Annotated in this window: 15 protein-coding genes; 13 read left to right on the top strand and 2 right to left on the bottom strand. The window is 67.8% G+C overall.

Features of this window, described 5'->3' with window-relative positions:
* Nucleotides 1–118 precede the first annotated feature (118 nt).
* A complete protein-coding gene (locus ACFYMP_RS02895; protein ID WP_388849369.1) occupies nt 119–2215 on the top strand; it encodes an IucA/IucC family protein in 2097 nt (698 codons plus the stop codon).
* A gap of 193 nt (nt 2216–2408) precedes the next feature.
* A complete protein-coding gene (locus tag ACFYMP_RS02890) occupies nt 2409–4424 on the top strand; it encodes an ATP-dependent DNA helicase (protein ID WP_388849366.1) in 2016 nt (671 codons plus the stop codon).
* Nucleotides 4425–5515: 1091 nt separating this feature from the next.
* On the opposite strand, the gene lexA is transcribed toward ACFYMP_RS02890, so the two are convergent.
* The gene (gene lexA / locus ACFYMP_RS02885; protein WP_388849363.1) at nt 5516–6301 is read right to left on the bottom strand and encodes a transcriptional repressor LexA; all 786 of its coding nucleotides are present in this window, start codon (nt 6299–6301) and stop codon (nt 5516–5518) included.
* 931 nt (nt 6302–7232) lie between these two features.
* On the opposite strand from lexA, the gene nrdR reads away from it, so the two are divergent.
* The 8 genes from nrdR to ACFYMP_RS02845 all read left to right on the top strand — a co-directional run bounded on the left by nrdR (nt 7233) and on the right by ACFYMP_RS02845 (nt 18574).
* Nucleotides 7233–7772: a transcriptional regulator NrdR gene (nrdR, locus tag ACFYMP_RS02880; protein ID WP_388849360.1), complete on the top strand. Its 540-nt coding sequence runs from the start codon at nt 7233–7235 to the stop codon at nt 7770–7772.
* A gap of 293 nt (nt 7773–8065) precedes the next feature.
* Entirely contained in the window at nt 8066–10957 is a 2892-nt protein-coding gene (locus ACFYMP_RS02875) for a vitamin B12-dependent ribonucleotide reductase (RefSeq protein ID WP_388849357.1), read from the top strand.
* Nucleotides 10958–11166: 209 nt separating this feature from the next.
* Complete coding sequence (locus ACFYMP_RS02870) at nt 11167–11964, top strand: DUF1883 domain-containing protein (RefSeq protein WP_329268142.1); 798 nt, start codon at nt 11167–11169, stop codon at nt 11962–11964.
* Nucleotides 11965–12140: 176 nt separating this feature from the next.
* Nucleotides 12141–12278: a hypothetical protein gene (locus ACFYMP_RS02865; RefSeq protein WP_329268144.1), complete on the top strand. Its 138-nt coding sequence runs from the start codon at nt 12141–12143 to the stop codon at nt 12276–12278.
* Between the two features lie 103 nt (nt 12279–12381).
* Nucleotides 12382–13431, top strand: coding sequence for a tyrosine-type recombinase/integrase (locus ACFYMP_RS02860; protein WP_388849353.1), 1050 nt, complete (start codon nt 12382–12384; stop codon nt 13429–13431).
* A gap of 69 nt (nt 13432–13500) precedes the next feature.
* Nucleotides 13501–13824: a helix-turn-helix domain-containing protein gene (locus ACFYMP_RS02855; RefSeq protein ID WP_388849351.1), complete on the top strand. Its 324-nt coding sequence runs from the start codon at nt 13501–13503 to the stop codon at nt 13822–13824.
* A gap of 2255 nt (nt 13825–16079) precedes the next feature.
* Nucleotides 16080–16421, top strand: coding sequence for a hypothetical protein (locus ACFYMP_RS02850; RefSeq protein ID WP_388849347.1), 342 nt, complete (start codon nt 16080–16082; stop codon nt 16419–16421).
* A 224-nt stretch (nt 16422–16645) separates the two neighbouring features.
* Nucleotides 16646–18574, top strand: coding sequence for an AAA family ATPase (locus tag ACFYMP_RS02845; protein ID WP_388849344.1), 1929 nt, complete (start codon nt 16646–16648; stop codon nt 18572–18574).
* A gap of 492 nt (nt 18575–19066) precedes the next feature.
* Here ACFYMP_RS02845 and ACFYMP_RS02840 read toward each other — a convergent pair whose 3' ends face one another.
* Entirely contained in the window at nt 19067–19597 is a 531-nt protein-coding gene (locus ACFYMP_RS02840; RefSeq protein WP_388849341.1) for a TerD family protein, read from the bottom strand.
* A gap of 157 nt (nt 19598–19754) precedes the next feature.
* On the opposite strand from ACFYMP_RS02840, the gene ACFYMP_RS02835 reads away from it, so the two are divergent.
* The 3 genes from ACFYMP_RS02835 to ACFYMP_RS02825 all read left to right on the top strand — a co-directional run bounded on the left by ACFYMP_RS02835 (nt 19755) and on the right by ACFYMP_RS02825 (nt 22046).
* Nucleotides 19755–20360, top strand: a complete 606-nt coding sequence (locus ACFYMP_RS02835) for a YdbC family protein (protein ID WP_388849338.1) — start codon at nt 19755–19757, stop codon at nt 20358–20360.
* 102 nt (nt 20361–20462) lie between these two features.
* Entirely contained in the window at nt 20463–21122 is a 660-nt protein-coding gene (locus ACFYMP_RS02830; protein WP_388849335.1) for a histidine phosphatase family protein, read from the top strand.
* Nucleotides 21123–21134: 12 nt separating this feature from the next.
* A complete protein-coding gene (locus ACFYMP_RS02825) occupies nt 21135–22046 on the top strand; it encodes an ADP-ribosylglycohydrolase family protein (protein WP_388849333.1) in 912 nt (303 codons plus the stop codon).
* Nucleotides 22047–22144 lie beyond the last annotated feature (98 nt).

The raw sequence follows: 22144 nt of genomic DNA, 5'->3' as shown, positions 1-22144 counted from the left end.
CCGCCCCCGGCCCGCCCCTGGCCGGCAACAGGTCGGCACCGCCCGGCACCACCGCCACGCACGTACCGCTCAGCACCGGATCAGCAGCCCCACCGGCACTCACCGAAGGAGCCTCCCCGTGCCGCACTCCGCCGCGAACCACAGCGCGCAAGAGACCACCCCCCACACCGCCCCGCCCCGGGCACACCTCCCCGAACCGGCCCCGGCGCTGTACGACCCTCCGGAGCTGAACCCCGGGGCCTGGCAGCGGGCAGGCCGGCGGCTGCTGGCGAAGACCATCGCCGAGTTCGCGTACGAGGAGATCCTCACCCCCGTACGCAGGCCCGCGGCCCCCTCGCCCGTCACCGACGGGCCCGTAGACCCCGGCGCCGTCCACGGGAGCCCGTCCGATCCGTACGCCGAGTACACCTTGGCGCTCGACGCGCTGGAGGGGCCGGGCGCGCCGTCCGAGCCCGGCACGCCCGGCCGGGGCGGACGGCCGTCCGCCGAGGGCTCGTCCGCCCCGCGCGCCGGTGCGCCCCGCTCCGCGGCGGACGGGGCCCTCCCGGCCGGGGACGGGGCGGCCCCGGCCGCTCCCGCGTGCGCACGGCCGCACCTCCGCTTCCGGGCGCGCCGCAGCGCGTACGGCCACTGGGAGGTCGAGCCCGACAGTCTCCTGCTCGTCGAGGACGGCGCCGCTCCCGCCCCGTTCACCGACCCGTTGCGCTTCCTGACCCGGGCCCGCGCCGTGCTCGGTCTTGAGGGGGCCACCCTGGGACACCTCGTGCGCGAACTGAGCGCGACCCTCGCCGCCGACGCGCGGCTCGAACACACGGGGCTCTCCGGCGCCGCCCTCGCCGAACTCGACTACGCACACCTTGAGGGGCACCAGACCGGTCACCCCTGGATCGTGCTCAACAAGGGCCGCATGGGCTTCTCCGCGGCCGACGCCGCCCGCTGGGCCCCCGAGGCCCGCACCGAGACCCGGCTCCCGTGGATCGCCGTACGCTCCACGCTCGCCACCTACCGCGGCGTCCCCGGACTCGACACCGCCGAGCACCTCTACGCCCGCGAACTCGACGCGCCGGTACGGGCGTCCTTCGACGCCGCTTTAGAAGCCCGTGGGCTGGAGCCCTCCGCCTACCTGTACCTGCCGGTGCACCCCTGGCAGTGGGACGGCACGGTCCTGCCCCTGTTCGCCGCCTCGGTCGCCGCCCAGGACATCGTGCCGCTGCCCACCGACGGGGACGACCGGCTGCCCCAGCAGTCCATCCGCACCTTCCTCAACATCTCCCGCCCCGAGCGGCACACCGTCAAACTGCCTCTGTCGATCCTCAACACCCTGGTGTGGCGCGGGCTGCCCACACGCCGCACCGTCGCCGCTCCGGCGGTCACCGCGTGGGTGCACGCCCTGCGGGACGGCGATCCGTTCCTGAGCGAGGAGTGCCGCGTCGTCCTGCTCGGCGAGGTCGCCTCGGTGGCCGTGGAGCATCCGCTCTACGACGGTCTCGAAGAAGTCCCCTACCAGTACAAGGAACTGCTGGGCGCGATCTGGCGCGAACCCCTCGGATCGCGGCTGGACGCGGGGGAGCGGGCCAGAACCCTCGCCTCCCTCATCCACGTCGACCCGGCGGGCCGCGCCTTCGTCGCCGAACTGGTCCGGCGCTCCGGACTGGCCCCGGAGGTCTGGCTGCGCCGCCTGTTCTCCGCCCTGCTCCCTCCCCTGCTGCGTTTCCTCTACCGGTACGGGACCGTCTTCTCCCCGCACGGCGAGAACGCCATCGTCGTCTTCGACGAACAGGACGTCCCCGTACGGCTCGCCGTGAAGGACTTCGTGGACGACGTGAACCTGAGCGCGCGTCCGCTGCCCGAGCACGAGGGCATGCCCGAGGACGTACGGCGGGTACTGCTCACCGAATCGCCGGACTTCCTGCCCCAGTTCATCCACTCCGGCCTGTTCGTCGGAGTGTTCCGTTATCTGGCGCCGCTCTTCCGCGCACAGCTCGGCGTGGACGACGCCGTGTTCTGGTCGCTGGTGCGCTCCGAGGTCCTGGCCCACCAGGCCCGCTTTCCCGAGCTCAAGGAGCGCTACGAGCTGTTCGACCTGCTGACGCCGCGCATCGACCGGCTGTGCCTCAACCGCAACAGACTGCACCTGGACGGTTACCGCGACCGTCCCGAGCGCCCGCACGCCGCCGTGCACGGGACCGTGCCCAATCCGCTGCACTCGCCCTGACCACCATCGCCGCCCGCGCCCTGGCCACCGGCGGACCGCTCTGACCACCGGCGGACGCGCTCTGACCAGCGGCGGACGCGACGAGCGCGCCCGCGCCCCAAGCCGGCTCCGCCCCGTCCACCCGCGCGGGACGGAGCCGCCCGGACAGGGAAGGACCGGCGATGTCCGTGCCGCGTCGTAGGGTGGTCGGGCTATGACGAAGCCCTCACTCCCCGACCTCCTGCACGCCGCCGTCACCGCCGTGGGCGGCTCGGAGCGGCCCGGACAGGTGACCATGGCCCAAGCGGTCGGCGACGCCATCGACGACGGCTCCCACCTGCTGGTGCAGGCCGGCACCGGCACCGGGAAGTCCCTCGGCTACCTAGTGCCCGCGCTGGCCCACGGGGAGCGCGTCGTCGTGGCGACCGCGACCCTGGCCCTCCAGCGTCAGCTCGTCGAACGTGACCTCCCCCGTACGGTCGACGCCCTGCATCCCCTCCTGCGCCGCCGCCCCGAGTACGCGATGCTCAAGGGCCGCTCCAACTACCTGTGCCTGCACCGGTTGCACGAGGGCATGCCGAAGGACGAGGAGGAGGCGCTCTTCGACCAGTTCGAGGCCGCCGCGCCCAGCAGCAGACTCGGCCAGGACCTGCTGCGGCTGCGCGACTGGTCCGACGAGACGGAGACCGGCGACAGGGACGGACTGACCCCCGGCGTCTCCGACCGGGCCTGGGCCCAGGTGTCGGTGTCCTCGCGGGAGTGCCTCGGCGCGAGCCGCTGCGCCTACGGGGCGGACTGCTTCGCGGAGATGGCCAGGGAGCGCGCGAAGCTCGCCGACGTCGTGGTGACCAACCACGCCCTGCTCGCGATCGACGCGATCGAAGGGGCCCCCGTACTGCCCCCGCACGAGGTGCTGATCGTCGACGAGGCGCACGAACTGGTCTCCCGGGTCACCGGTGTGGCCACCGGGGAGCTGAGCCCCGGGCAGGTCAACCGGGCGGTGCGGCGGGCCGCGAAGCTCGCCGACGAGAAGACCGCCGACCTGCTCCAGACGGCGGCCGAGGGCTTCGAGCGCGTCATGGAACTGGCCCTGCCCGGCCGCCTCGAAGAGCTGCCCGAGGACCTCGGCCACACCCTCGCCGCCCTGCGGGACGCGGCTCGGCAGGTCATCACCGCGATCGGCAACACCCGCGACCGCTCGGTCCCCGACGAGGACGCGGTCCGCAAGCAGGCCCTGGCCTCCGTCGAGACGGTGCACGGGGTCGCCGAGCGGATCTGCGAGTCCTCCGAGTACGACGTGCTGTGGTGCGAGCGGCACGACCGTTTCGGGGCCTCCCTGCGAGTGGCGCCGCTGTCGGTCTCCGGCCTGCTGCGCGAGAAGCTCTTCACGGACCGGTCGGTCACCCTGACCTCGGCGACGCTCAAACTGGGCGGGGACTTCAACGGGGTGGGCGCCTCGCTGGGCCTGGCCCCGGAGGGCACCGCGGGCTCCGGCGCACCCGAGACGGACGAACTGCCGGTGTGGAAGGGCATCGACGTCGGCTCCCCCTTCGACTACCGCAAACAGGGCATCCTCTACGTCGCGCGCCACCTGTCGCCGCCCGGTCGCGAGGGGACCCGGACCGACATGTTCGACGAGCTGGCCGAGCTCGTCGAAGCGGCGGGCGGGCGGACGCTCGGCCTGTTCTCCTCGATGCGCGGCGCCCAGGCGGCGGCGGAGGAACTGCGCGGACGTCTCGACGTGCCCGTGCTGCTCCAGGGTGAGGAGACCCTCGGCGAGCTGATCAGGACCTTCGCCGAGGACCCCCGTACCTGCCTGTTCGGCACACTGTCCCTGTGGCAGGGCGTCGACGTGCCGGGTCCCAGCTGCCAACTGGTCGTCATGGACCGCATCCCCTTCCCCCGCCCCGACGACCCCCTCATGAGCGCCCGGCAGAAGGCCGTGGAGCAGGCCGGCGGCAACGGCTTCATGGCGGTGGCCGCCACACACGCCGCCCTGCTCATGGCCCAGGGCGCGGGCCGTCTGGTGCGGGCCTCCGGGGACCGGGGCGTGGTCGCCGTCCTGGACCCGCGCCTGGCCACCGCCAGGTACGGCAGCTACCTGCGTGCTTCCCTGCCCGACTTCTGGTACACGACCGACCGCAATCAGGTACGCAGGTCCCTCGCCGCGATCGACGAGAGCGCCAGGGCGACGGAGCAGGGCGCCGCCGTACCGGCTGGGAAGAAGTAGCCGAGCCGGGGCGGACCGCCGGCCTGAGGGACGCGGCGCCCGCGACCCCTCACGGCCCACGGCGCTGTCACGTCCTACCGCCCGGCCGATGTCTCCCGTCCGAGCCCGGTCGGCCGCGGCCTGCCCGCGGCGGCGGTCCCACGCGGCGGGGAGGTCCCGCAAGTCCTCCAAGGCGGCCTGGTACGTCTCGGAGGCGCGGGCGAAGTAGTCGAGGAGCCTCTGCCGCCGCTCGGGGGTGTATCGGCCGCTCGGGGGTGTATCGGGGGTGTAGTCGCCGATCAGGTCCGCGAGCCGCTGCCGGGCCGGCTCCATGGCTGATCGCGGCCGGCAGCTTTGCCGACGGGCTCGGCGATCACCTTCCGCCCGTCGTCGGGCGCAGGAACGCGGCGTACGGAGGCCGCCGCCTCCAGCCGGTCGCCTCCAGCCGGTCGACGAGACAAGTGGTGGGGCCTGCGGTCAGACCGGTGCGGGTGCCCCGTCCGCCCGGGGGCCTGGGGCCGCCGGGTTCCAGGCCGTCCAGCGCCTACAGGACGGTCTCCCCGAGTCCGCACGCCTCGACGCCGGCCCGGCCGTGCAGCGGCACAGCGCTCAGGTATCGCCGGCAGGTCGCACTCTCGCGCCCGGGGGCGGCGTGCGTCGGCAGGGCCCGTGGAGTAGTCCTCGCACCCTGCGGACCAAGCAGCCCGTACTGGCCCCACCGGGCGCGCTTCGAGAGCTTCCTCTAGGGCGCCCGCCTCGCCATCGACCTCGTCGAACCGCGTTGCCACGGACGGGACACCGCGGTCGCCGCCACCGGCGGCACCGTCCGCAAGCCCACCGCCCGTGGGGGCCGGCCCGACCCCGCCACCTACATACACCCTGGTCCGCGCGAGCGAGGGCCCGAGGGGCCGTCGTCGGTCCGGAAGACCCGGCACAGGCCCCTGAGGGAGGCGTTCTCCTTCCGAGTCCGGCCTGCGACCCGCCTCGCCCCGCACTGACCGGGGCAGGCCCCACCTCACCCGACCCGGCCCGGTGCCCGCCGGGTCCCAAGTGCACTGCGGGCCCCGAAACCCGGCGCAGTGGGTCTCAGGGCCCTGCTGGGGACGGCGGTCTCAGATCCGCCGGAGGACGGCGACGACCTTGCCGAGGATCGTCGCCTCGTCGCCGGGAATCGGCTGGTACGCGGAGTTGTGCGGGAGCAGCCATACGTGACCGTCCTCCCGCTTGAAGCGCTTGACGGTCGCCTCTCCGTCGAGCATCGCGGCCACGATGTCACCGTTCTCCGCGACCGGCTGACGGCGCACGGTGACCCAGTCCCCGTCGCAGATGGCCGCCTCGATCATGGAGTCGCCCACCACCTTGAGAACGAACAGCTCGCCGTCACCCACGAGTTGCCGGGGGAGGGGGAAGACGTCCTCGACGGACTCCTCGGCCAGGATCGGTCCACCGGCCGCGATGCGGCCGACCAGGGGGACGTAGGAGGCGGCCGGTTTGCCCGCGGTGTCCGTGGGCTGGGTGCTGGGCTGGTCGGAGCCCCGCACCTCGTAGGCGCGGGGACGGTGCGGGTCCCTGCGCAGGAAGCCCTTGCGTTCGAGTGCCATGAGCTGGTGGGCGACCGAGGAGGTGCTGGACAGGCCGACGGCCTGGCCGATCTCCCGCATCGACGGCGGATAGCCGCGGCGCTGGACGGAGTCCCTGATGACCTCGATGACGCGCCGCTGCCGGTCGGTGAGCCCCGAACTGTCGGCACGGATTCCTGGAGGACGTCCGGGCAACGAGCGGGCGGGCTTACCCCCCTCGTGGTGCGTGGCTGTTTCACTGATGGCGCGTGCCGGCTGGAATCGGCCCTGGGAGCGGTCCTGGCCAGTGATGGTGGCGCTGTCTGCGGTGGTGGTCACATTGGGCCCCTCTCGAATGGTCTCCCTGGCCGGTCAACGGTAGTTGCTTTCGAAAGGTTGCGCCAAACACACGTTCGAGTGAAAAACCGGCACTTACCTGTTCAGATCGCCTGTGTGGGTGTATGGGCGATGGCTCTTATGAGGGCAATGGGCGCCATTCGGCCCGGTGTTGCCTAAGTGGTGCGCACGTGCCGGGGCCCGCGTGTTCGACCCGCGCAGCGCGCTGCCGGACTTCGGCCGGACTCCCCGAAAGGCCGGTGCCCGCTGGGCGAGTCGGCGCCGGCAGGCCCGCCGGGGCCGGTTTTCGAGGTCGTGACGCTCCTCGGGTCGCCGGTCCCGGTGCGCACGGGCGGACCACGGCAGTCTTTCACCGTCGGCGGCGCGGGAGGCGGGGACCCCCCGGTGTGCCGCGTCCGTCGATCTCGTAGGGTCGACAGCCGTCGCGTGTACGCGAGCGTGAGCGGTCGTCCACGCTCAGGCGGGCGTGCGGTCGTCCACGCTCAGGCGGGCGTGCGATCGTCCACGCGCAGGCGGGCGTGAGCGGTCGTCGTGCACGCCGAGCGGAAGTGGGCCGCCCCGCGCGGGAGTGTGCGCGCTCCCCTCCGTGGGCGCCCGGCGCGCACGACTGGCCCTGCGTGCGACCGCCCCGCGCTTCCGGTGGGAGCCGGAAAGCCGCACTCCGTGACTTGCTGGGGCCTCCGCCCGGCCCCCGGCCCGCGCCCGGCAGCTTTCGCCGCGCGACACGCGGTCCTCGAAATCCGCGTCCTGGCCCAAGATCTAGTGGTTGGATTGGCAAAGCTACCCACAAGTTGTGGTCCGGGTCCGTGGGGGTCGGAGCCATCACCTATGCTGGGGGCTGCTTCGAGGGGCTCCTGTTGAGGGAGTGCCCGGTGAGCCCACCGCGTCGTGCCGTGAAGGAGGGTTGGGTTCCATGCACTGTCCCTTCTGCAGGCATCCCGACAGCCGGGTCGTCGACAGTCGTACGACCGATGACGGGGCCGCGATCAGGCGGCGCCGGCAGTGCCCGGACTGCTCCCGGCGGTTCACCACCGTCGAGACCTGTTCACTCATGGTGATCAAGCGGAGCGGGGTCACCGAGCCCTTCAGCCGCACCAAGGTCATCAACGGGGTGCGCAAGGCGTGCCAGGGCCGGCCGGTGACCGAGGACGCCTTGGCGAAGCTCGGCCAGCGCGTCGAGGAGGCCCTGCGCGCTACGGGCAGTGCCGAGCTGACCACGCACGATGTCGGGCTCGCCATACTCGGGCCCCTGCAGGAGCTGGATCTCGTCGCCTACCTGCGGTTCGCGTCCGTGTACCGGGCGTTCGACTCGCTGGAGGACTTCGACGCCGCCATCGCCGAACTGCGCGAGCAGACCGGTGACGCGGTGGACGCGGCCGGGCCCGCGCCGTGCGCGTGCGGCCGGGTGGACGAGGGCGCGCAAGCGGCCGTGTCCACCGCCGTGGCCGACTGACCCGGTCGGCGTCCGCCGCCCCGCACGGGGCGGTGACGGGGCGGGCCACGCGGGCACCGAGCACGTCACCTCCCGGTGACGCGGCCGGGAGGCACGGCCCGCGGGCCGTGGGTGAACGACTGAGGGGGCGGCCCCGACGGGGCCGGAGAACGACATGCGCGTCGGCCGGGTGGCGGGCCGACGCGAGAACTGGCCGAAGGTGCGCGCAGCATCTTCGGTCTGCACGGACACATCGTGCCGCAGGGGAAGTTTGCGGCACTGCGAGGCGTTTTAGCCTGGTACGAGGAGGCGGCATGACAGAGACGGCGAGCGGTTCGGCACGAGGGACCCGCAAGGGATCCAAAGGTGCGAAGGGGCTGCACATCGAGCGCATCCACACCACCCCTGGTGTGCATCCCTACGACGAGGTGTCCTGGGAGCGCCGTGACGTCGTCATGACCAACTGGCGCGACGGTTCGGTCAACTTCGAGCAGCGTGGCGTCGAGTTCCCGGACTTCTGGTCGGTGAACGCGGTCAATATCGTTACCAGCAAGTACTTCAGGGGTGCCCTGGGCACCCCGCAGCGCGAGACGGGGCTCAAGCAGCTCATCGACCGCATCGTGAAGACGTACCGCAAGGCGGGCGAGGGGAACGGGTACTTCGCCTCCCCGGCCGACGCCGAGATCTTCGAGCACGAGCTGGCGTACGCCCTCCTGCACCAGATCTTCAGCTTCAACTCCCCGGTGTGGTTCAACGTCGGCACGACCCAGCCGCAGCAGGTCTCCGCGTGCTTCATCCTGTCCGTCGACGACTCCATGGAGTCGATCCTCGACTGGTACAAGGAAGAGGGCATGATCTTCAAGGGCGGCTCCGGGGCGGGCCTGAACCTGTCGCGCATCCGTTCCTCGAAGGAACTGCTCTCCTCCGGCGGCAACGCCTCCGGCCCGGTCTCCTTCATGCGCGGCGCCGACGCCTCCGCCGGGACGATCAAGTCCGGCGGGGCGACCCGGCGGGCGGCGAAGATGGTCATCCTCGACGTCGACCACCCCGACATCGAGGACTTCATCAAGACCAAGGTCACCGAGGAGGAGAAGATCCGCGCCCTGCGGGACGCGGGCTTCGACATGGACCTCGGCGGCGAGGACATCACCTCCGTCCAGTACCAGAACGCCAACAACTCCGTCCGTGTCAACGACGAGTTCATGAAGGCCGTCGAGACCGGCGGCAAGTTCGGGCTGCGGGCGCGGATGACCGGCGAGGTCATCGAGGAGGTCGAGGCCAAGAGCCTCTTCCGCACCATGGCCGAGGCCGCCTGGGCCTGTGCCGACCCCGGCATCCAGTACGACGACACCATCAACGCCTGGCACACGTGCCCGGAGTCCGGCCGGATCAACGGCTCGAACCCGTGCAGCGAGTACATGCACCTGGACAACACCTCGTGCAACCTGGCCTCGCTCAACCTCATGAAGTTCCTCAAGGACGACGGCCTCGGCCACCAGTCCTTCGAGATCGAACGTTTCGCCAAGGTCGTCGAGCTGGTCATCACCGCGATGGACATCTCGATCTGCTTCGCGGACTTCCCGACCCAGAAGATCGGCGAGAACACCCGCGCCTTCCGTCAGCTGGGCATCGGCTACGCCAACCTCGGCGCCCTGCTGATGGCCACCGGTCACGCCTACGACTCGGACGGCGGCCGTGCGCTGGCCGGTGCCATCACCTCGCTGATGACCGGTGCCTCCTACCGGCGCTCCGCCGAGCTGGCCGGCGTGGTCGGCCCGTACGAGGGCTACGCCCGCAACGCCACCCCGCACCAGCGCGTCATGAAGCAGCACGCCGACGCCAACAGCGTGGCCGTGCGGGTCGACGACCTGGACAGCCCGATCTGGGCCGCCGCCACCGAGGCATGGCAGGACGTGCTGCGCCTGGGCGAGAAGAACGGCTTCCGCAACGCGCAGGCCTCCGTCATCGCCCCGACCGGCACCATCGGTCTCGCGATGTCCTGCGACACCACCGGCCTGGAGCCCGACCTCGCCCTGGTCAAGTTCAAGAAGCTGGTCGGCGGCGGCTCGATGCAGATCGTCAACGGCACCGTCCCGCAGGCCCTGCGCCGCCTCGGCTACCAGGAGGAGCAGATCGAGGCGATCGTCGCCCACATCGCCGAGCACGGCAACGTGGTGGGCGCGCCCGGCCTCAAGGAGGGGCACTACGAGGTCTTCGACTGCGCCATGGGCGAGCGTTCCATCTCCGCGATGGGCCACGTCCGCATGATGGCCGCGATCCAGCCCTGGATCTCCGGCGCGCTGTCCAAGACGGTCAACCTCCCCGAGACGGCGACCGTCGAGGACGTCGAGGAGGTCTACTTCGAGGCGTGGAAGATGGGCGTCAAGGCGCTCGCCATCTACCGCGACAACTGCAAGGTCGGCCAGCCCCTCTCCGCCAAGAAGAAGGAGGAGGAGAAGGCCGAGATCACCGAGAAGACCGAGGACACGATCCGTACCGCGGTCGAGAAGGTCGTCGAGTACCGCCCGGTCCGCAAGCGTCTGCCCAAGGGCCGCCCCGGCATCACCACCTCCTTCACGGTGGGCGGCGCCGAGGGGTACATGACCGCCAACTCCTACCCGGACGACGGTCTGGGCGAGGTCTTCCTCAAGATGTCCAAGCAGGGCTCGACCCTCGCGGGCATGATGGACGCCTTCTCGATCGCGGTCTCCGTCGGCCTCCAGTACGGCGTGCCGCTGGAGACCTACGTCTCGAAGTTCACCAACATGCGCTTCGAGCCGGCCGGGATGACCGACGACCCGGACGTGCGGCTGGCCCAGTCCATCGTCGACTACATCTTCCGTCGCCTGGCGCTGGACTTCCTGCCCTTCGAGACCCGCTCGGCGCTCGGCATCCACTCCGCCGAGGAGCGCCAGCGCCACCTGGAGACGGGCTCCTACGAGCCCGAGGAGCAGCTGGACACCGACTCGCTGGCGCAGTCCGCCCCGGTCCAGGAGAGCGCGCCCGCACCGGTGACGGTGATCGGGGGCAGCGACGAGGCCGCGAAGCCCGCTCCGCGGGAGGCCCACACCTCCGCCGAACTGGTCGAGATGCAGCTCGGTATCAGCGCCGACGCCCCCCTCTGCTTCTCGTGCGGGACGAAGATGCAGCGTGCCGGTTCCTGCTACATCTGCGAGGGCTGCGGCTCGACCAGCGGGTGCAGCTGAAACTGGGCGGAATTGCATCGAGTGCAACACTCGGCAAACGCTCACCTGACAAGTAATCCCTGATGAGAGGGGCGTCAGCCTCGCGCTGACGCCCCTCCCGCGTAGCGGCTGGCCTGGGGATACACCCGCCGCTGAAGCGCACGCAACAATGTTGCATCCAGCGCAACCGCCCTACAGGTCCCCGGTGAAGGTGATACAGAGGAAAAGTCATGGACTACGTAGTCCACGATCTCGGTCGTCAGTCCAAGGGCGCGACCGCAGTCATCAATCTGTCCGGAAGCGCAGCCAATGTGCGTCTGATGGACAGCAGCAACTATCAGAAATACAAAACCGGGCGAGACCACAGGTGTATCGGTGGGCTGGCAAGGACCTCTCCGGTACGTCTTGCGATTCCGAGTAGCGGCCACTGGTACGTGACCGTTGATCTGATGGGCCTCAAGGGCAAGGTGAGGTCTTCGGCCTCCGTCGAACCGCCCCCGCTGCCCGTGCTCCGCCCGAGCAATGCTGGTTCCCTGGCCGATATCAGGCATGAGCCGCCGCCTTACTCCGCAGGTCGTGGTGAGCCCGTACGAGATGTCTTCATCTCCCATGCCAGTGAAGACAAAGAAGCCGTGGCCCGACCGCTGGCGCAGTATCTGCAAGAAGCCGGCATCTCTGTGTGGCTCGACGTTCTCGAACTGAGGATCGGCGACAGCCTCCGCCGCAAGATCGACCACGGGTTGGCTAACAGCCAGTTCGGCATCGTAATTCTCTCGCGCCACTTCTTCGAGAAGGGGTGGCCCCAGTATGAACTTGACGGCTTGGTGACGAGGTACGTGACGGGGCAACAGAACCTGCTGCCCATCTGGCACAACGTCACCAAGGACGAGGTTATGGCGCAAAGCCCGTCCCTGGCCGACAAGTTGGCGAGAAGCACCGCTCAGTTCACGGTCGAGGAGATCGCCAGCGAGATTGCTGATGTGATTCGAGAGAGCCGAGAGGGCGGTGCTCAGCGTGATGCTGGGTAACTCGAATCTCATACCTGAGAATTCCGGCGGAGAAGCCGCCGGATGGTGATCGGCTGACCCTTCGGAGGGGTCAGCCGATCACCGCAGCCAGAACGAAACGTCCTGTACCGCATCCAGGCATGCATGACATCACGTTCTGAGCTGCAACGCAAAGTGGCACGAAAGGAACTGTGATCATGTCCAAGAACCCACGTCAGACAGGTAAGAAGGCCGCGTCGGCCGCAGCCAAGGTCCTGGCCAACCCGAAGTCGACCAAGGCCGAGAAGTCTGCGGCGGCAAGCGCGCTGTCGCAGACGCCGTCCAAGAAGAAGTAACACCTGAAGGTGCCCGGGGCCTGCGCCCTGGGCACCCCAATTCTCAAGGGCACCCATGGCAGGCCCAGCGTAACCAACTCAACGATGATGCGTTAGACGCAACATGAGCAGTGGGGTGGGCCTGCCAGGTGCTGCGCACCTGATGCTTGCTGACGGGGTCGTGCATCTGGACCCCGAGACAGCCGTCTGCGAGGCGATGCTGGAGGGGTGGGCCCGGCAGCAGCGGGCCAGGTTTTTGGACTGGGATGGAACGATCAAACCGCGCCTCGCCCTTATCAGGCGATTTGCCGACTTCACCAATGAGTACCCATGGCAATGGCAGCCTGCCGAAGTTGACGCATTTATGAATTCCCTTCGGGATAGGCGACCAACCTTCGCGGCGTCAACTGGGCGGAGCTATCAGAACGCGCTGCGAATGTTCTGCGGTTACGTCACGGATGCTCGTTATGGCTGGCCGGTAAAGTGCTTTGATTCCTTTGGTCAAGCGCCAGTGCAGATTCTGCACGAGTGGAACACCATCGGCCACTCTAGTGAATATGAAGGTGATTCGGAACGGCGCCCCCTCACTTATGACGAGGTGCAAGCCCTATTCGATGCAGCGGATGGACGGGTCGAGGACATCAGAGCCCGTCGCCGCAAGGGCACTTTGGCAGCCATGAGGGATGCCGTATTACTCAAAACGGTATACGCATACGGGCTGCGTCGGCAGGAGGCTGTGCGCCTAGATCTACATGATCTGAGGAGGAATCCCAAGGCTCCATCGTATGGGCGTTTCGGGGCGATTTTTATTCGCTACGGTAAATCCTCAAAGGGCGGTCCGCCGAAGCGGCGAACCGTGTTCACGGTTCCCGAGTTCGGCTGGGTGGTTGAATTGCTGGATCACTACATTGAAGAGATTCGGCCGCTTGCGTCGCCAGGTAAGCACCCCGCCCTGTGGATTACCGAGCGTCTAAGCCGTATCTCTATGCGCCGACTGGACGAGGCATTCGAAACGGCTCGAACCATGGCAGGGCTGCCTGGAGAGCTAAATCTTCACTGCCTTCGGCATCGCTATGTCACGCATCTCATCGAATTCGATTATCCGGAGCGATTCGTGCAGGATCAGGTGGGTCATGAATGCTTCCACTACAGCCATCTACTCAGGCGTATCTGACGAATATCGGAATCGGCTAGTTCAGAGATCCCTGAAATCCAGGTACTCCGACCTGTGGGGGACCTCGTCGTGATCAAGAAGATGGGGATCCGATGGAACCTGCGCCAACTTATGGCAGCTCGCGAGATGTTTCAAACCACGGACTTGGTTCCCTTACTTGCGGAGAGGGGAATCCACCTCTCTCGCGAGCAGGTATTTCGCCTAGTGACTCAACCACCGCAGCGATTGTCTATGGACACTTTAGCTGCTCTCTGTGACATCCTTGGATGCACTCCCAACGACCTCATTGGCGTTGAGGTTGTTCATTCGGAGGTGCGAAAGGTTTCTGGGGCTGACGCCAATCCTGTTCCGGCGTTGCGGCGCACCACAATCCGTCGCCCAGGCCAACGATGAGCAGCCGCGATCGTCAGATGTCCGAGAAGCGTTGGCAGCGAGTGCTACAGCATATGTCGTCAACGCTGCCTAGCCTCAATGAAGAGCGTGCGGCGGAGATTCTTCGGAATGCTAAGGCGGATCAGGGCATCTCGCTGCGACAGCTAGATCGGCACTTCCTCGAAGTACCAGACGCGCTCGGCTCCGGGGCATCAGACTGTCCCTTGGTTCTGATCAGGCTGGTTGAGCTTCTCGTCAACGCTGGGATTGAAGGAGTCGTGAGACCTGGTTGTTCTCAGTGTGGTGCGGTGGGTGTAGATCTTTCGAGAAAGGGGATAGGAGGACGTGTCTGTACTCCTTGCAACAATCGCTTGAAGCGGCTGCTCTGTGCACGATGTGGTCGTCTGGAACGTATCGCCGCTCGTTGGGAAGGAGAGCCAGTCTGCTATCGCTGCTACAGCAACGACCCAAGAATTACGGTCGAATGCTCCTCGTGTGGCCGCCTTCGAGCTCCTAGGTACCGTTCTCCTGGTGGCGCGGTACTTTGCTCCAACTGCGCTCCCAAGCCGGTCCACTTGTGCAGCGTATGCGGTGACCGAGCGCCAGCTCACTCACGTGTTGAGGGGAAGGCAGTATGCAAGCATTGTTACCGTGCCCCGCAAAGAGCGTGTGGTCAGTGTGGCAAGAATCGCCCTACGAAAATCAAAGGATTTTCGGGCAGGGTTGATCTATGCGCCCATTGCTATTACGGACCGGAAAATACCTGCACTACCTGTGGACTCCTTCGGCAGTGCCGACGCAGTCGCGTCACAGATGAATACACCTGTGAGCAGTGCTATAGGCGACCCACTCGAATCTGCTCGTGGTGCGGTCGAGACCGTCAGATCCACGCGCGATGGCCTGGCGGACCAGTTTGTGATACTTGCTATAACCGCACTCTGTCCGAACCAGGGGATTGCGGTGGATGCGGCAAGCGGCGAGCGCTAATTGCCACTAATTCATTTGGAAGGCGTGTGTGCGGCCCCTGTGGCGGCAGTAGGGTGGACTACCTTTGCCGCACTTGCGGAGAAGCCGGATTCCCGTATCAGGACGGGAATTGTGATCGTTGCGTCCTCAAAGTGAGGTTGCGTGACCTCTTCTCAGATCAAGGCGGCTTGATCAAGCCGGAAATTCAGCCGCTGATCGAGGTGCTCGGAAGCGTTCCGCGCCCATACCGCACACTTCAATGGCTAGCTAAGGGGTGTGCTGCACAGTTACTAGTCCGAGTCGCCCGGGAGGATAGGAAAGTAAGCCATGAACTATTGGATGAGATGCCGCTAGGGCCTGCCGCAGATTATGCTCGAAGTGCACTAGTTCATACTCGTGTACTGCCTGAGCGGGTGGAACACTTCGGACGCCTTGAGACTTGGTCAAAGAACCTACTAGTGGGCAAGCCTGCTCATCATGTGCGCTTGGTACGTCCGTTCATCCAATGGCATATCATCCTCCGAGTTCGGCGTAAGGTTCAGCGTCACCAACTCAGTTATGGTGCGGCTCAATCGACTCGGCGACGGATTAGCATTGCCATTCAGTTCTTGGATTGGCTGGATCGGCGAGGTCGTCTCTTTGAGGAGATCAGTCAGGAAGACGTCGACCAGTGGCTCGCAGAAGGCTCGACTATGCGATACCAGGGGTTCGATATTTTCTTGGTTGGGCTGTGAGTCGGCATTTGATTGATCCGGTATTGGTGCCATGTCGCACGCAAGCGAATCCTGAAGTTGTCCTCGACGATGATGACCATATCCGGCAGATTCACCGATGTGTAAATGATGGTGAAATTCCGCTGGATGTTCGGGTTGCCGGAGCGCTGGTTCTTGTCTTCGGAGCCACTCTCGCTCGGATTGTTTGCTTGACTGTCGATGATCTAGTTCATGAGGATGGGGAGAGTTACGTTTCTCTCGGTAGAAAGCCACTGCTCCTACCTCCAAAGCTTGCCTGCCTTGCTAAGGAACTCGCTGACTCTCCCCGGAGTTTGTCGGTCATTGGGGCGGCAGCGGGGGCGTCGCATTGGCTGTTCCCGGGAAGAAGGGCCGGCATGCATCTTGCTGCCGGAACCCTTGCCCAGAGGCTGAGGAGATTCGGAATCATGCCCCCGGGCGCTCGGAATGCTGCTCGCATGTCTCTCGCGACTGACCTGCCAGCACCTGTGATTGCCGAACTCTTCGGCATGCATATCAACATGGCCGTTCGGTGGGTTCGCTTCGCAAAGCGTGACTGGGGCGGGTACCTGGCGGCTCGTGCAGAGGATTCGGAGAGCCCGTGGCACTTCCACGCTGGACGGCCTCCGGTTCAAGATCAGGAGCGAGCTCCACGAGAAGGCCCGGGCCTCCGGTGAGACGCTCGACAGCGAGAAACCGCTGCGACGGCAGCTTGTGAAGACACAGGAGTTCCGTGGCCATGCTCTTGAGGAGCCCGAGCAGCTCAAGGCCGACCACGAGGCACTGGTCGGCCCACTGCAACAGGTCGTCCTGGAGAACCGCCGGCGCCGGCTTCATCGAAACCGCGTGGCCGAACAACCTCCACGTCCTGCCAAGGCAGCAGAGGCCACCAGCAAGGTGAGGGCACCGGGAGACAAATAGATGAGGGACTGTCAGTGGAGGGCGTTACCCTCAGATCTAGCTCAAATGAGGACCCCGGCGGCGTCGAGGTCGACGGGCACACCGGGGTCACTCCTGATTGGCGTCTGGAACATACCTCGAACACAACACCGAAGGCACCCAGTGTCACGCTGTTGTGATCATCGCCTCTCGACACGGCACGCCGGGACTCCTCCCAGGAAACCGAGGAAGGACCCCCAGGCAAAGTGCAACTCGTCAGAGCTCACATCACCGACTACCGGTCCGTCGAGGACTCCGACATATTTGATGTCGAGAAGGACGTCACCTGCCTTGTCGGCAAGAACGAGTCGGGCAAGACGACCCTTTTCCAGGCGCTCTTCCGGGTCAACCCCGTGGAGTCCGCCTCCTTCGACGAGGTGGTCGACTTCCCAGCCCGCAAGACCCGCGACCGTAAGCGGCTCCCGGCCGGCAAGAAGATCCCCGTGGTCCGGGCGACCTTCCGCTTCGACGACACCGAGATGAAGGCCATCGAGGAGGAGCTCGGCTCGAAGGCCATGAGGAGCCCCGAGTTCGAGGTCGTCATCGGCTACCGGGACAACTCCAAGACCTTCAACTTCTCCTACAACGAGGCCGCGGTCGTTGACCACCTGCGCTCCGCCCTGGACCTCCCGGCCGCGGCCGGGAGGTCCATCGGCGGCGCAAAGACCATCACGGACCTCCTCGACGCCCTCGACGGGCTGGAAGAGCCGCCGTCCGGTGCGACCGAGCTGGCCGATCGCATCCGCGCCTGGCGCAACAGCAGCCTCGGGTGTTACCTGATCGACCAGCACGCCAAGCCGTTCATGCCGAAGTTCGTCTACTTCGCGGACTACGACACGATGCCGGGCAAGGTCGCGCTGCCCGACCTGATCCGGCGCCGAGCGTCGGGAGAGATCACCCGCGGCGAGCGGGCGCTGCTGAGCCTGCTGAACATCGCCGGGGTCTCACCGGAGGAGTTCCAGGACTCCGACCAGCACGAACGGCTGATCCGTGAGCTGGAGAACTCGGGCAACGTCATCTCGGACGAGGTCTTCGAGTACTGGTCCCAGAACACCGAGCTGGAAGTACGCCTGGAGGTTTTGTTTCCCGAGCCGGAGGCCCAGCCGCCCCTCAACGAGGGACCGATCCTTCAGATCCGGGTCTTCAACCGTCGGCACCGCGCGTCGGTGCCCTTCGACGACCGGTCCCGCGGGTTCGTCTGGTTCTTCAGCTTCCTTGCGTACTTCAACGAGGTGGAGGCGGCGGGCACCACGAACCTGATCCTCCTCCTGGACGAGCCGGGCCTGTCCCTCCACGGCAGGGCCCAGGAAGACCTGCTCCGGCTGATCGACGACCGCTTGGCTCCCAAGCATCAGGTCCTCTACACCACCCACTCGCCGTTCATGGTCGACCCCGACCACCTCCAGAGGGTCCGGACAGTCGTCGATATGGAGCGCGGCGGCGCTAAGGTCTCCTCGGAGATCTTCAAAGCCGACGAAGACACCGCCTTCCCGCTGCTGACCGCGATGGGCGTCGAGATGACCCAGACCCTGTTCGTGGGCGAGCACACCTTGCTCCTCGAAGGCCCCAGCGACCTGATCTACCTCGACGTCCTCACGGACATCGCCGAGACGAACGGCTCCATCGGACTCGACCCGCGCTGGGTCAAGACGCCCATCGGCGGCTCCGGGAAGCTGTCCACCTTCGTGACCCTCCTGGGCGCGAACAAGCTGAACGTCGCTGTCCTCGTCGACTCCAGCACCAAGGACGTCGGGGCCGTCCAGCGCCTCCGGGACAACAACCAGCTCGCCAGGAACGGGCTCGTCGAGATCAGTGAGTTCACCGGCACGGCCGACGCAGACGTCGAGGACCTCTTCGACAGGGACTTCTACCTCGAACTCGTCAACCGTGCCTACGCCTCCGAGCTCACCAAGCCGATCAGCGCCTCCGAACTCAACGCCAAGGACCCTCGCGTCGTCCGGCAGATCGAGGCGGTGTTCAAGAAGCGAAAGATCGCCACACGCTTTAACCACTACAAGCCGGCCGCGGTTCTCCTCGGCGAGCAGGTGTCGCTCGTTCCTCAGATCAGCACCACCACCATCGCCCGCGCCGACCAGCTGTTCACTCGGCTCAACTCCTTGTTGCCGCGTCGCTGACCGACGGCGCGCTTGCATGCTGCTGGCCGATTCCGTGGCTCCGGACTCGGGCTGAGGGCCTTCCAGAGCGATGGGTCGGAAGCTGGGGAATAGCGCACGTCAGGGATAAGTGCTCTCCACCAGTACCGCGGAGGCCGGGGCGGCGCTGCTGAGGCGTCGCCCCGGGTGAAGCGGACCGCGTGATCCGCGTACGGTGACGCCCGGCCGGGTTCTTCCGGCCGGGCGTCGCCGTACGCGAGGCGGCGTCGGGCGTGCGGGGCGCGCGAGGGGGCGTCGATCAGGGGCGCCGAGGGGCGTCCGTCCCTGAGCGCGGGCATGACGCGAAGCCCCGTGTCCGTTGCGAGAATGGCAACATCCGCTACGGCGCAGGGGGCTTCGCGTGATCAATCCTGGCAGTCCGGCTCGTGCCCGAAACGGTTCTGCGCATGATCATCCACCGAAGGGGTGAGCGGGGCCGGGACGTTGCCGCGGGCGGGCCGGAGCAAGGGCGGATCAGGCCGGTTTGTTCCCCATGGCGGCGGTGAACGCCGTGAGATCCGTGTCGAAACCCTGGACCAGCGGGCGGTACGTCCACTCCCCGTCCGGCGCGCGCAGGAACTCGGCCACGGTGGCCGCCGCGGCGTCGGGCACGGCCGCGAAGTCCGTCGTCCCCAGCTCCTCGTAGCCCTCCCGGATGCGGGCCTCCGGCTGGGTCACGTCACGGAAGGCGCGCGCGCCCTCGCGCTGCTGGACGGCGACCCCGACGACCACGCGCCCGTACGCCGACGAGAGCCGGTCGAGTTCCAGCGTCAGCACCTCGTCCCAGCCGAAGCCCTGACCGGTGCGGCTGTCCCGGTTCAACGTGATCGTCCCGTCCGGGGCGCGCTGGTCGAAGTGCACCACGTAGACCGGGTGCTGGTGCGGATCGTCCGTCGCGTACACCGCGGCGACGAGGTCCAGGTCCATGGGCGGCGAACCGATCGGGCTCGGGTCCCACTTGAGAGCCGCCTCGACCTTGCGCAGACCTTTGTTGAGGCTGTCCACGGTCTCCCCTTCCTTCCCGGCAACCGGCGACGGGCCCGTGCTGACGGCAAGTCGCCGTGCGCACAGGGTGATTGTCCATAGTGTCACGCCTGGCTGACATCTGCCGGGCTCCTGGACGGCCCGACCCGGCAGGGCCGCGGCGCCGTACGATGGCGCGGTGCTGGTCAAGTGGATTCGCTGCGAAGTGACGGACCGTCAGAGGTTCGACCAGGGGCAGCGGAAATGGGCGGGGCTCGTGGGGGAGCCGGGGTTCCGGGCTCAGGCAGGGGGGTGGAGCCGGGAGCGGCCGGGGCAGGCGCACGTCTTCGGCTTCTGGGAGAGCCGGGCCTTCTACGACTCGTTCATGGCGCGCTCCCACGAACGGCTCGCCGCCGCGCAGAGCGGCACCTTCAAGGACACCGAGGTCCTTCTCTTCGACCACCGCTTCGACGTGAAGACCGGCTTCGAGCCGTACTTCCACGATGTGGACCTCGTCCGCGTCGCCCACCTGAGCGTCCACGAGGAACGCGTCGAGCACTTCACGCTCATGCAGCGGCACATCTGGAACCCCGCGATGGCCGGCTCCCCGGGCATGGTGCGCGGGTTCTTCGGTGAGGCACCGGGCCACGAGTTCCTGGTGCTCTCGATGTGGCGCGCGGCGGCCGAACGCGGCAAGTACCGCCCCGAGGGGCTGACCCGTCTGTCGGCCCGCGCGCGCACCGACGAGGACCTCCTCGACCTCTCGGGCGCCATCGTGGAACTCGAGCCGTCCTGGACGGTGTGAACGCGCCCCTCACCCCGGTGCCCCGCCTCCCGCGCGGGGGACTGCTCCGGATGGAGTCCGGCCGGTTGTCGGGGCCGCGCGACGGCGGCCTAGGGTTTGGGCATGGCACGTCCGCGGCGCATCGTCCTAGTCCGGCACGGGGAGTCCGAGGGAAACGCTGACGACAGCGTGTACGAGCGCGAACCGGACCACGCGCTGCCCCTCACCCCGGCAGGCCGTGAGCAGGCCGCCGCGACCGGGCGGCGGCTGCGCTCCCTGTTCCGGGAGGAACGGGTCAGCGTCTACGTCTCCCCGTACCGCAGGACCCACGAGACCTTCCGCGCCTTCGGTCTCGACCCCGCGCTGGTGCGGGTGCGCGAGGAGCCCCGGCTGCGCGAGCAGGACTGGGGGAACTGGCAGGACCGCGACGACGTACGGCTCCAGAAGGCGTACCGCGACGCCTACGGGCACTTCTTCTACCGCTTCGCGCAGGGCGAGTCGGGCGCCGACGTGTACGACCGGGTCGGGGCCTTCCTGGAGAGCCTGTTCCGCAGCTTCGAGGACCCCGATCACCCCGCGAACGTCCTGCTGGTCACCCACGGGCTCACGATGCGGCTCTTCTGCATGCGCTGGTTCCACTGGACGGTCGCCGAGTTCGAGTCGCTGTCGAACCCGGGCAACGGGGAGACCCGCTGCCTCGAACTCGGCGCCGACGGCCGCTACCGCCTCGACCGGCCCTTCGTCCAGTGGCGCAAACCCGAGCCGTACGGAGTCACCGGATAGAGTGCTACCGCCATGACCGCACAGAACACCCTCGCCCCACGGCTGGAACACGCGCTCGCGAGTCTGGCCGGGCTCCGCGTCGGGGACGCCCTCGGTTCGCGCTTCTTCGCCCCGGCCAACCTCCCGCTGCTGCGTCGACGTGAGCTTCCGCCCGGTGTGTGGCAGTGGACCGACGACACCGAGACGGCCTGTTCGGTCGTCGCCGTACTCGCCCGTCACCGGCGCGTCGACCAGGACGCGCTGGCCGCCTCCCTCGCCGCGCACCACGACGTCGACCGGGGGTACGGCGCGGGTACGAGCCGCCTCCTGCGGCTCGTCCGGGAGGGCGGCGACTGGCGCGAACTGTCCCGCGGCCTCTTCAACGGACAGGGCTCCTGGGGCAACGGAGCCGCGATGCGCGTCGCGCCGCTCGGCGCCTGGTACGCGCAGGACCCCGAGCAGGCCACCCACCAGGCCGAGATCTCCGCCTACCCCACCCATCAGCACCGCGAGGCCGTGGCCGGGGCGATGGCCGTGGCCGCTGCCGCCGCCCTCGTGGCCGGCGCCCCGCGGCCGCCCGACCCGGAGCGGCTGCTGGACGCCGTCGTCGACCTGCTGCCGCGCAGCGCCGTGCAGGCCGGACTGCGCCGGGCGAGCGGCATGCTCGACTACGACGACCCCGGCACCGTCGCCGCCGTCCTGGGCCGTGGCCGACGCACCTCCGCGCACGACACCGTGCCCTTCGCGCTCTGGTCGGCGGCCCGCAACCTGGACGACTTCGAGGCCGCCTTCTGGACCACCGCACAGGTCGGCGGGGACATCGACACCACCTGCGCCATCGCCGGCGGCGTGGTCGCCGCCGGCGGACCCCGAGGGGCCCCGCCCGCCACCTGGCTGGAGCACACCGAGCCCCTGCCCGACTGGACACCGACAGAGCCGGCCTGAACGCCCGCACGGGCACGGCGACCGCTGCCGCAAGGGCCCCGAACACCCCGAAGTCGCCCGGCCCGGGACGGCCGCGAGTACCGCGAGGTCTCCGGTAG

Origin of the sequence: Streptomyces sp. NPDC007088, assembly GCF_042869355.1 — a bacterium.
Classification (GTDB): domain Bacteria; phylum Actinomycetota; class Actinomycetes; order Streptomycetales; family Streptomycetaceae; genus Streptomyces.
The sequence above is the reverse complement of the archived record's forward strand: the minus strand, read 5'-3'. Positions and strand labels throughout refer to the sequence as shown.